Source organism: Blautia sp. ZXY-1-C6 (assembly GCF_056339875.1).
The window spans coordinates 17,391-28,198 of record NZ_JBWJVQ010000123.1 but is presented as its reverse complement, the minus strand read 5'-3'; the positions used below and the strand labels follow the sequence as shown (position 1 = coordinate 28,198).

Genomic DNA, 10,808 nt, shown 5'->3' with positions numbered 1-10,808 from the left:
AGATTTCTCACAATTACTCAGGAAGAGTACGATTCATGGGATGATGTAGAACCAGAGCCGGATATGTTGATGTGCCCATCACGGTTGATTACAATATGCAACAATGGGCAAAAACCTGTCACAGTTGATTTTGAGGATACGGAACATTTCAGGGCATGGTTCTATATTGACGAAGACACGGGAGTTGTTATGCCGGGGGAAAATACGATAATTCAGGTTTTTCCGAAAGCAGAAGAACAGGTAGCTACTGATATTTTTAAGGTTTCCATCACAGGAGGAATAGAATTATCTTATATAATTTCCCAGAATTGTCCTCATATTGCACCGCCTTATCCGGAAGGAGCAACGATAAAAGATGTGAAAGTACAGGGGTCAACTATTAAGGCAGTGGCTTATGACTGCGCAAACAGCGAAGGTTTCGATGCGGTTCTGACAAAGAAAAGCTGGGTTGACAGACCTGAGAATTATGTGAAGGTGGCGAAGAATCAGGATGCAAAGACCATCACCTTCACAAATGTAAAAAACGGCACGTATTATCTGGGAATCCATGCGTACAACAGGGATTATTATGATGGAAATGTGTCCGGGAAAAGGTTTGGGGCATGGAGTTATCCAGTAAAAGTAGTAGTAAAGAACGGAATTCCCACAGAGAGGGTGAAGATTAAAACTGTAAAAACAAGTAAAGGAGCTGTGGCTGTAACAGTTGGCGTACCAAAAGGATTTGCAAGAGCAGATATGGAACTGAGATCTACAGGCGGAACCACCGTATATAAACGGAACAATCGGACAACCTATACAAGGATTACAGGCGTGAAGCCCGGAACCTATACTCTGAGAGTCCGCCCATGGGCCAAAACTAACGGAAGGAAAGCTTACGGAGACTGGGTATCCTGGGGAAGAAGAATCAGGGTAAAATAAAAAGAAACAGGCAACTGCCCCTTGTTTAGAAAAGTTTAAATTGGTTTGAGAAAGAGAAAAGTAAATTCTGTAAAGTTGACTTTACAAAACCTGAAAAACAGAAAGAGAGCTACCAGACAGCAGAAGAAAAAAACAGAACGGACAAAAAAGACGGACTGATTACATAATAGGAAACTGAAAGTTTGAAACAAAGGGATAGTGGATAGAGAATAAATTTTGACATCACAAATAAGCCATCTTTAGGTGGCTGAAAAATTGAATATAAACGCAACACCTAATCAGGAAACTGACAAAGGATCGTCTTTGATAAAATAACCTCTTTGCTTAAGCAGATTAAGTGCCTGTGAAGTAGTTAACACTTTTTCTTTATTCACAGGACGGGAGTCAAGAAAACCTTCCGGTGTATATGGCTTTAAATCTGTGAGTATGTGCCAGATAGCGGTCAGGATCATACGGCAGCAATGACGGCTTTCTTGTGACCACGGCGTGCTTTGATGCGACGGTAACGGTCTGTAAATTCAGGATGTTTCTTATAGCACTCCCAAAAAATACTGCACATTCTTGACAACAGGTCTATGATAGAGTCAAGAGGTGATTATTATGTTGCATGATGAAACACGAAAACTGCTTATTGAAGCTTGGAATAAAACGCACAATGCAAAAGAAATCTACATCTACAGATTTTCTTCCATTGAATTTAAATAACGAAACTTATCTTTACAGAGATTGGGTTCCTGCAAAGGTAGAAAAAAGCGGCTTTTCAAGCCGCTTTTTCTGCATAGTTAAATATGTTAAATAAAAAAGATTGTTGAAAAAATATTACATATATGATACAATATGTTAACATAAACGTAACATGATAACGAGGTATAATGATGGAAAGAAGGCAAAGTATTATGAGAAGGAGAGGCAAAACATTTTTATCGCTGTTTCTTTCTGCTGTGATCGTTACCGGTCAGCCGGTATTGGCAGCCGATTTTTCTGCTGGAGAGGAAACATTTATTTCGGAAACCACAGAGCAGGAAGGCGATGTATCGGAAGCTTCAGCTATTTTCGAGGATACTGTGGATTCAGACAGTGAAATGAGATATGAGAAATATGAGGCGACAGTTTCTAGTGAAATCCTTGATTTGGGACAGACTGGAGTAAACGGCAGTGGTTGGGGGTGGGAAAGGCTGGAGATAAAAAATACAGGCACAGAGGCTTGGCATATCAAATCTATCTCAGAATTGAATGATTTTACACTTGAGCCGTTTGATTATCCGTTTCAGGGAAGGTTTCCAATGGAAGTTGGGAATAAGGTTAAGCCCGGAGAAGCTGTTGCAGCGGATATTTATGTAAAGAAAAATCTTTCTCCGGGAATTCATGAAGAAACCTTTGTCATGGAAACAGAAGAAGGCATTCAGGCGAAGTGTAGGATACGGGTTCTTATTCGCGGCGCATCTGATCAGGATTATGAGGTGAACTGCAGACCGAATAGCGGTACGAGATTTCTCACAATTACCCCTGAAGAATACGACTGGTGGGATAATACAGATCCGGATCCGGATATGTTTATGTGTCCAAAACGCAGTATATGGATATATAACAATGGAAAAAATCCTGTTACGGTTGATTTTGAGAATACGGAACATTTCTGGGCGTACCTTGATGATTATGAAACGGGGGTTATTATGCCCGGAGAAGGTACAACGGTTTATCTTCGTCCGAAAAAGGAAGAACAGGTAGCTACTGATATTTTTAAGGTTTCCATCACAGGAGGAATAGAATTATCTTATATAATTTCCCAGAATTGTCCTCATATTGCACCGCCTTATCCGGAAGGAGCAACGATAAAAGATGTGAAAGTACAGGGGTCAACTATTAAGGCAGCGGCTTATGACTGCGCAAACAGCGAAGGTTTCGATGCGGTTCTGACAAAGAAAAGCTGGGTTGACAGACCTGAGAATTATGTGAAGGTGGCGAAGAATCAGGATGCAAAGACCATCACCTTCACAAATGTAAAAAACGGCACGTATTATCTGGGAATCCATGCGTACAACAGGGATTATTATGATGGAAATGTGTCCGGGAAAAGGTTTGGGGCATGGAGTTATCCAGTAAAAGTAGTAGTAAAGAACGGAATTCCCACAGAGAGGGTGAAGATTAAAACTGTAAAAACAAGTAAAGGAGCTGTGTCTGTAACAGTTGGCGTACCAAAAGGATTTGCAAGAGCAGATATGGAACTGAGATCTACAGGCGGAACCACCGTATATAAACGGAACAATCGGACAACCTATACAAGGATTACAGGCGTGAAGCCCGGAACCTATACTCTGAAAGTCCGCCCATGGGTCAAAATTAACGGAAGGAAAGCTTACGGAGACTGGGTATCCTGGGGAAGAAGAATCAGGGTAAAATAAAAAGAAACAGACAACTGCCCCTTGTTTAGGATAATAAGCGGGAATCCTCGGCAATTCAATTACCGAGATGAAAGCGCAAACTGTGCATATCTGCACTCATAATAAATAAAAATAACAAAACGGTTTTCATTCAATTTCTCCCTATAAAAAGCTGTATCCAGCATCATAAAAAAGAAAATATGTTCGATATTTTATTGCGAAATTTTTGATATCATGGTATCATATATGTATGAAAGAAAATCTTATACATTATCGCACTTGTGTGTGCAATATTAATTACCATATGGTATGGTCGGTAAAATACCGGCGGAAGATATTAAGTGCGGAGGTCGAGGCATATCTGCAGAAACTGGTGCAGGAGATCGCAGAAGATAAGGGCTTTACGGTCCATCTGTTTGAATGTGGGGAAGGAGACCATGTACACTGTTTTGTGTCAGCCCCTCCGAAATTATCCATAACTGCGATCATGAAATACCTGAAGGGGATCTCCGGCAGGAAACTTTTCGAACGTTTTCCGGAAATAAGAAACCAGCTTTGGAAAGGGGAGCTGTGGAACCATTCCTATTATGTGGAAATGGTCGGATCTGTATCGGAAGAAAATATCCGCAGGTACATCGAACATCAGAGCAAAGCGTACTGATACTATGGAGGAGAGGAAATGCTGCTGTCAAAGAAAACATCCATAAAGGTCAGCCGGGAATATGCGAACCTCATCGGGCATATGTGCTATGCAGCATCCAAGCTCTGGAATGTCTGTAATTACGAGCGTCAGCATTACAAAGAAACTGGGATAGAGCAGCATCCGGACTGGTATTATCAGAAAAAAGCCCATAAAGAGGATCTGTGGTATAAACAGCTCCCGTCCCAGACGGCCCAGGAAGTCTGCAAGCTGCTGGACAAGGCATGGAAGTCTTTTTATGCCCTGAAAAGATCCGGGGGGATCGAGACTCCCAGACCGCCGCGGTTTAAGCAGGAAAGTATCCCCATTACCTATATGCAGATGGGGATCGTGCATGAGCGGGATACGGGCAGAGTCCGCCTGTCCCTTCCAAAGGCATTAAAAAAATATATGGAAGAAACGTATCAGATCCATGAAAACTTTCTTTACCTTGAAAATAAGATTTTCAGGGGCATGGATCAGATCAAACAGCTGCGGATCTATCCGCCGGAGAAGGGAAACTGTAAAATTATTGTTGTTTATGAGGTTTCTGGCCAGGAAGAACTTCCACAGAACGGACATGAACTGTCCATTGATCTGGGACTCCATAATCTTATGACGTGTTATGATTCCGGGAACGGTAAGACGTTTATCTTGGGCAGGAAGTACCTTGCACTGGAAAGATATTTCCATAAAGAGATCGCAAGGGTGCAGGCCCAGTGGTATGGGCAGCAGTCCGGAAAGGGAGTAAAGTATCTGGCTACATCAAAACATATCAGGAAGTTATATAAGAGAAAACATGATTCAGTAACGGATTATCTGCACAAGGTCACAAGGTATCTTGCAGAATACTGCCGGGAACAGGGGATCACCTGTGTCGTTGCAGGGGATATCCGGAATATCCGGAGAGAAAAAGACCTGGGACACAGGACAAACCAGAAGTTCCACAGCCTGCCGTATAACAGGATCTACATCATGCTGGAATATAAGCTGAAAAGATATGGGATCCGTTTTATAAAACAGGAAGAAAGTTATACCAGCCAGTGCAGTCCGCTGTCACCGAAAGTGGGGAAAAGATATGCAGAGCCGTCCAAACGGAAAGAGAGAGGGTTGTACAGAGATGGAAACAGAACCTATAACGCAGATGCCGTAGGCGCATATAATATCCTGAGAAAATATCACTCCGTATCCGGAGTAAAAAAAGAACTGTCCGTAACCGGACTGAAAACACCGGAAATAATAAAAGTAGCTGTATAGCTCTAAAGAGCAAACAGTAGTGGTGTCATGGATGCACCCTGAAAAAAAGGCGGTATCCCGCCTTAATTCAGATGCTCTGGTAACTCAGTTGCCGAGTAATTCACTTACTATACTATGCTGAAGGTGTTCGCGAAGTATATAAGTTTATCTATATGAAATGGAATAAATAGTCGATTTTCTGATACTGATTGAGAGTAAAGACTCTTTCACGTGACGTTCAAAAAATCGACTTTTTATCTTGGATAATTCAGTGGAATCTCCTGCTTCAATTATGAAAACATTAAGTGATGAACGGAGATTTACTGATATTTTTATAGCAATTCCAGAAAATAATGCAATTAAGACAGTTCAGCATTTTCCTGTCTTTCGTGCTTTGCAGGAGTGCATTAGTTGCATTGTTTTCTGGGATTATAAAAGAAAGATAGGATGGGGAGTTAAAAAACAAATATGGATTATCAGTCAATTGTAACATTTGTTATGGAAATGGCCGGTTCAGTGGCGTTTGCTGCTTCCGGAGCGATGGTGGGCGTTGAACGGAATATGGATATTTTCGGCGTGAGCGTTCTGGGAGTTGCAACAGCAGTAGGCGGAGGAATGATCAGGGATATTGTTCTGGGGATCATCCCTCCGGCTGTATTTACCAATCCTGTATATGCACTGGTGTCAGTGCTTGCTTCCTGCATTGTTTTCTTTATTTTTTATTTCAAGAGAGAATTGCTTCAGGGGCACAGGCGTGAGACCTACGATAAAATCATGCTGGCAATGGACTCTGTCGGGCTTGGGATTTTTACAGTAGTAGGAGTAAATACAGGAATCCGCCAGGGATATATGGACAATGTGTTCCTGCTTGTATTTCTTGGAACCATTACGGGAGTAGGCGGCGGTCTGCTTAGAGATATGATGGCGAGTGTACCGCCGTATATTTTTGTAAAACATATCTATGCCTGTGCCTCCATCATTGGTGCAGTTGTATGCGTATATATGAATCGATTTGTGGGAAATGTACAGGCTATGGTAGTATCATCAATTGTAGTGGTGCTGATCCGATATCTGGCAGCACATTACCGCTGGAATCTGCCCAGGCTGTCACCACATGAATAGGAAGGATACCGTATAAAATCAGACAGGTAATATTTAGCACAGTCAGGCTGAGTTTGTCTGACTGTCTTTTTGTTCGAGGAGGAAAATTATTGATAATCGGAGCATCTACAGTTTCAGATTTTGTGGCGGTCAGACGGCTGCGGGCAAATTTATCAGGCTCGCGATTACCGGATTCTACACCGAAATAGTCAGCTTCTGTTACATGTGCGGCATCCGCGATGCTGACGGTAAATGCACCGCGTGCTTTGATATTCTGTACGGTTTTATGGGTCTCGGTAAGGTTCAATGCAACTGTGTCACGTTCCTGCATCGTACCCCAGGCAGCGTTCATTACATTGATGCTTCCGTCTTCATTATAGGTTGCAACCATCAATACAGGCATAGGAAAAATGCCTTCTGTAATATTTAATTTTTTTCTCATTACAACAGCCCCTTTCAGATTCAATTGACAGGATAATATATCCTGCTATAAATGAGCAAGTTTGAAAAAATGCACAAAATTATCCTGCTAATTTCATAAATGCTTCAAAATCATCACTTGCTTTTGCACATAGGAATAGATACTGATACTTTTCCTGATGAACGGCACTACAGATTCGATGATATCCATCTTGAAAAGATCGATATTTGCCAGTTCCTGTGACACAAATACAATGTGCCAGTGACATCAGCAGCCAGTATCTCTGTATTTCCTTTGAGAAACGGATCTGGTATGTATCCAGTGCCAGACGGTTTTTACATTGCCTGAAAAATATCTCGATCGGCCATCGACACACATAACAGGAAAAGATCTCTTTCTTTTATGCAAAATCACGAACTTGCTCATTTATAGTGATATAAAACAACATCAATGCATGCTGAAATATGTAAAAAGGCAATCGTATAAAATTGCGATTGCCAGATTTTAATATTTACTGCTTTAAGGTTAGGATTGTATGGAAGGTACCGGAATCATTATCATAATACATTTGCAAATTTCCATGGTACTGTTTTACGACTTTTTTAATGCTTTTGATTCCGAATCCATGTCTGCCATTGTCTGATTTATGGGATATAGGAAGTCCCTCTGGATTATATACAGGGGTATTTTGGCAGGAGTTGATGAGTATGATAATAAGAAAGGGTGAATTTTCTTTCTTTTGTACGGTGAGCTCAATAAAAGAGTCTGGAATATTCTCTGCTGATTCCACTGCATTCTCCAATAAGTTACAGAATAAAGAAGTCAAATCGCGCGGATATATATGTTGTACCGTGCCGCTTCTGATGTCAGTGTGAAAAATAATGTGCTTATCATTGCAGTGGCGCTGATAGCGGCACAGAATGGAGTTTAGCATTTCATGATCACAGAGTTTTGTGGTTTCCTTTAAGTCGGAAGATTCCATGAGTTGTTGTATATAGTCATTTATTTTATCGGAATCATTTTTTTCGTTCAGTAATCTGATTGATTGAAGATGTTTCTTTATATCGTGGATCAAAATGCTCTGGTTCTCGTTTTGTGCAAGCATCATTTCATAGTATTCAACAGAATCGGATTCTTTCTGGAGCAGTAACTGCAAATCGGCATATTCCTGTGATCTTTTTGTGTTATATTGGTTGATTCCAAATACAAGTAGGTTGACCAGCAACAGAAAAACGGCACAGATTGTTACTAGAAAATCAACCGGTGGGGCATATGCGGTTGTTTCACCAATAGAAAGAAGAGTAAACATCATAAGAATAGAGGAAAGCGGGATGAACATCAAGAGAATTTCGGAGTGACCGTACGGTTCTTGAGCTGCTTTGTTCCCCTTGAAGAGCCAACTTAACAAGTAAACGACTGCAAAAAAGGTAATTTTGCTAAATACGGTATAAAAAACAAGTCCGACACTTGCTTCTAAGAGAAAATGGGGAAAGAATCTTGATATCATCCCCAAAACTGCAAGTTCAGATATTCCCATAATCGCTGTAAGTATAGCGGAATGGAAGAGTGCCAATAATAACTTGAGGTTAAACATTATATAGAGGAAAACAGTGTTTATCACAAAAAAACTGATAATATTCAGCCATGTTTGCCCAAGCAGGGAAAGAAAAAACAACAGTACATAAAGAACACTTAATAGAGTCAGTCTCTTTTTACCGCTATGAGAAGGGAAAAAAGGCTGGCGGCGTACTGCCATAAGATAACCGCTTCTGTAAAAAAACTAAAAATAAGTAAAATAATATATTCCATTTATTTTCACCTCATGCTTTCCAGATATAGTAGATATGCATTTCTGAAGGAACTGTATTTCCTGCGTGTCAGGTAAGCGGTAATCTGAGGATTTGATAAATGTACGGTGGAGTGATCAAAGTCCACAATATGTTCGAAGTTAACAATAAAGCTCCGGTGTGTCTGAAAAAAACTGTTTTGGGGAAGCTTTTCCAACCAGTAATTCATATTATGAATAGAGTCAAAGTCCTGACGGGCAGTATGTACAATTACTTTTCGCCCCTGAGCTTCTATGGCAATAATCTGCGAAGCAGGAAACGAATATACCGCCTGTTTTGTTTCCACAGGAATTTTGAGTGTAATGGAATTGTAATAAGCTAAGGCATCCTTCAGATTTCGGAAAAAACGCTGCTTATCTAGAGGTTTGGAAAGGTAACGGAATACATGAAAACGCATTGCTTCATCCAAATATTCAGAATAAGAGGTGACAACAAAAACGATCACATTTCTATTTGCTTTTTTTAATTCATTCCCAACATAGATTCCATTCATGCCAGGCATTTCGATATCCAGAAAAACAATATCCTTTTCACCTTTGTCAGTTAACAAAGCTTCACCACTGGTAAAAGAAACTAATTCAGGACATTTTAAATGGTTGGACTCAAAGTAGGATTCGATATACTTCTTCAATTGTTCAATGATCAGAGTGTCATCATCACAAATTAAAATACGCATTTTTTCACCTGACTTTCTAAATAGATGTATGTGTACATCTTATCACATAGAATTTCCAAATGCAAAAAATGCGTATGAAAAGACAATTTAATTACAATTTTGGTTCATTATGTGTTGCTTTGTTATTTCGTTTTACAAGCAGTTCGATAAAGTCTCCGGCAAGCTCTATGTCGGATTGATTACATAACCGTAGTTTATCAATAATATCCTGTGGAATATTATAAGCGTGCATACTGCCGAGCAGAAGGTAGTCAGGTGTAACATTGAGTAAATTACAAATCTGAATGAAAATATCCAGACTTGGTTTTTGCCTTCCGTTTTCGATTGATGACATATGGCTATTGGATATATTTAATCTTTCGGCAAGTTCTGCCTGTTTTATCCGTAATTCTTTTCTGCGTATTTTGATGCGGTTTCCCATACCTTCATATTGAAATTCTATTTATCCCACCTTCTTTCAGTAGAATTTTACCAATAGAACTAAATAAAAAGAAGAATGTAACAAAGAACTATTCTGCAATATATTAAACAAACTGATATTTATATATAAATAATTCTGTATCACATATTATTTTTCGTAGAAAAGAGGGAAATTATCCAATATTGTAAAGAATCATTCCGTTCATTCCAAAGGGGTCGTTTATTTGATTAAAGTGGTATATGATTGCTTATGTGAAAATCAATGACAAATTTTAGTGGAAAGGAGAGAGGTCATTATGAAGAAAGAGGTAACTAAATCGGTTGCAAAAGGAATGAAAGCAGCATTAGATGTTGTGTTACGGACAGAAGCTAACACAGCTTCTTGTCTTATCATGTATCAGCCTAAGGCACCGAAAGAATTAATGAACTACAGGAGAAACAAGTAATGGAAAAATGTACAGATACAGTAGTAAATTGGATGATCCGGTGTAATGCGATAAACGAGGCGGATAAGGAACTTTACAAGTATGCATTATATAGTTTTTTTCTATTGGTATCACCACTTATCCTTGCAGGAGTTATTGGCTTTGGCTTGGGAAGCGTAAAACACGGAGTTGCTCTTATTTTTCCGTTTGTGGTTCTGAGAAAATTTAGTGGTGGTTATCATGCAAAAAATTTGCACACTTGTATTCTTGGATCTGGTTTTCTATTGTTTCTGTGCATAATGTTATCAATGCATGTGCAATGTGATTTGAAGTTGGCAATAGCTACAGTTATTGCGTCTGTGAGCCTGATTACATTTAGTCCAATAGACAGTGAAAACAGAAGACTTGATACTAACGAGAAAAGGACATATAAAAAAACAACAGTGTTCTTCGTGATACTGTTTGGGCTGTTAGATATAGCTTTATTTTTGCTGGGAAAGTACATCTATACAATCTGTTTTTCTGTTGGGATATTACTGACAGCAGGCTTACAAGTACCTTGTATCGTAAAGAAAATGTGTAAATCGACCAAAAACAGACTGTAAATGTCGTTTGGTGCAAAAGGGGTTGAAATCATGGCAAAAATAAAGATAATAAAGTTTGTCATTGATTTGATCAAAGTTCTTTATTTACAGTTAATTCAG

At 39.6% G+C, this 10,808-nt stretch carries 11 protein-coding genes and 1 pseudogene; 7 read left to right on the top strand and 5 right to left on the bottom strand.

What is annotated here, in order from left to right:
• On the top strand, window positions 1-918 hold a 918-nt coding region (locus AC075J_RS04435; protein ID WP_476390066.1), incomplete at its 5' end, for a hypothetical protein.
• A 278-nt stretch (window positions 919-1,196) separates the two neighbouring features.
• Here the strand turns inward: AC075J_RS04435 and AC075J_RS04430 are convergent.
• Window positions 1,197-1,450 (bottom strand): annotated as a pseudogene (locus AC075J_RS04430) (IS110 family RNA-guided transposase); the annotation flags it as partial.
• Between the two features lie 364 nt (window positions 1,451-1,814).
• Here AC075J_RS04430 and AC075J_RS04425 point away from each other — a divergent pair.
• The 4 genes from AC075J_RS04425 (at window position 1,815) to AC075J_RS04410 (ending at window position 6,336) form a co-directional block, all read left to right on the top strand.
• A complete protein-coding gene (locus AC075J_RS04425; protein WP_256280395.1) occupies window positions 1,815-3,320 on the top strand; it encodes a hypothetical protein in 1,506 nt (501 codons plus the stop codon).
• 229 nt (window positions 3,321-3,549) lie between these two features.
• Window positions 3,550-3,960: an IS200/IS605 family transposase gene (gene tnpA / locus AC075J_RS04420; protein ID WP_008704942.1), complete on the top strand. Its 411-nt coding sequence runs from the start codon at window positions 3,550-3,552 to the stop codon at window positions 3,958-3,960.
• Window positions 3,961-3,978: 18 nt separating this feature from the next.
• The gene (locus AC075J_RS04415) at window positions 3,979-5,235 is read left to right on the top strand and encodes an RNA-guided endonuclease InsQ/TnpB family protein (protein WP_226852892.1); all 1,257 of its coding nucleotides are present in this window, start codon (window positions 3,979-3,981) and stop codon (window positions 5,233-5,235) included.
• Between the two features lie 447 nt (window positions 5,236-5,682).
• Window positions 5,683-6,336, top strand: coding sequence for a trimeric intracellular cation channel family protein (locus AC075J_RS04410; RefSeq protein WP_008704940.1), 654 nt, complete (start codon window positions 5,683-5,685; stop codon window positions 6,334-6,336).
• Here AC075J_RS04410 and AC075J_RS04405 read toward each other — a convergent pair.
• From AC075J_RS04405 to AC075J_RS04390, 4 genes are all read right to left on the bottom strand, one after another.
• The gene (locus tag AC075J_RS04405; RefSeq protein ID WP_476390065.1) at window positions 6,245-6,757 is read right to left on the bottom strand and encodes a flavin reductase family protein; all 513 of its coding nucleotides are present in this window, start codon (window positions 6,755-6,757) and stop codon (window positions 6,245-6,247) included. The genes AC075J_RS04410 and AC075J_RS04405 overlap by 92 nt on opposite strands.
• Before the next feature lie 490 nt (window positions 6,758-7,247).
• Window positions 7,248-8,492, bottom strand: coding sequence for a GHKL domain-containing protein (locus tag AC075J_RS04400; RefSeq protein WP_476390064.1), 1,245 nt, complete (start codon window positions 8,490-8,492; stop codon window positions 7,248-7,250).
• A gap of 59 nt (window positions 8,493-8,551) precedes the next feature.
• Window positions 8,552-9,259 carry a LytR/AlgR family response regulator transcription factor gene (locus AC075J_RS04395; protein ID WP_022381201.1) on the bottom strand — a complete coding sequence of 236 codons (708 nt, stop codon included), beginning with the start codon at window positions 9,257-9,259 and terminating at the stop codon, window positions 8,552-8,554.
• A gap of 91 nt (window positions 9,260-9,350) precedes the next feature.
• Window positions 9,351-9,680: a helix-turn-helix domain-containing protein gene (locus tag AC075J_RS04390; RefSeq protein ID WP_055201273.1), complete on the bottom strand. Its 330-nt coding sequence runs from the start codon at window positions 9,678-9,680 to the stop codon at window positions 9,351-9,353.
• Between the two features lie 295 nt (window positions 9,681-9,975).
• Here AC075J_RS04390 and AC075J_RS04385 point away from each other — a divergent pair, with 295 nt between their 5' ends.
• Window positions 9,976-10,125 carry a cyclic lactone autoinducer peptide gene (locus AC075J_RS04385; protein WP_008704934.1) on the top strand — a complete coding sequence of 50 codons (150 nt, stop codon included), beginning with the start codon at window positions 9,976-9,978 and terminating at the stop codon, window positions 10,123-10,125.
• Window positions 10,125-10,709: an accessory gene regulator ArgB-like protein gene (locus AC075J_RS04380; RefSeq protein ID WP_022381202.1), complete on the top strand. Its 585-nt coding sequence runs from the start codon at window positions 10,125-10,127 to the stop codon at window positions 10,707-10,709. The genes AC075J_RS04385 and AC075J_RS04380 overlap by 1 nt, the downstream gene beginning before the upstream one ends.
• Window positions 10,710-10,808 lie beyond the last annotated feature (99 nt).

Coding starts and splice junctions, on each gene's coding strand:
- AC075J_RS04425 (WP_256280395.1), top strand. CDS start 1,815: ATGAGAAGGAGAGGCAAAACATTTTTATCGCTGTTTCTTTCTGCTGTG.
- tnpA (WP_008704942.1), top strand. CDS start 3,550: ATGAAAGAAAATCTTATACATTATCGCACTTGTGTGTGCAATATTAAT.
- AC075J_RS04415 (WP_226852892.1), top strand. CDS start 3,979: ATGCTGCTGTCAAAGAAAACATCCATAAAGGTCAGCCGGGAATATGCG.
- AC075J_RS04410 (WP_008704940.1), top strand. CDS start 5,683: ATGGATTATCAGTCAATTGTAACATTTGTTATGGAAATGGCCGGTTCA.
- AC075J_RS04405 (WP_476390065.1), bottom strand. CDS start 6,757: ATGAGAAAAAAATTAAATATTACAGAAGGCATTTTTCCTATGCCTGTA.
- AC075J_RS04400 (WP_476390064.1), bottom strand. CDS start 8,492: ATGGCAGTACGCCGCCAGCCTTTTTTCCCTTCTCATAGCGGTAAAAAG.
- AC075J_RS04395 (WP_022381201.1), bottom strand. CDS start 9,259: ATGCGTATTTTAATTTGTGATGATGACACTCTGATCATTGAACAATTG.
- AC075J_RS04390 (WP_055201273.1), bottom strand. CDS start 9,680: ATGGGAAACCGCATCAAAATACGCAGAAAAGAATTACGGATAAAACAG.
- AC075J_RS04385 (WP_008704934.1), top strand. CDS start 9,976: ATGAAGAAAGAGGTAACTAAATCGGTTGCAAAAGGAATGAAAGCAGCA.
- AC075J_RS04380 (WP_022381202.1), top strand. CDS start 10,125: ATGGAAAAATGTACAGATACAGTAGTAAATTGGATGATCCGGTGTAAT.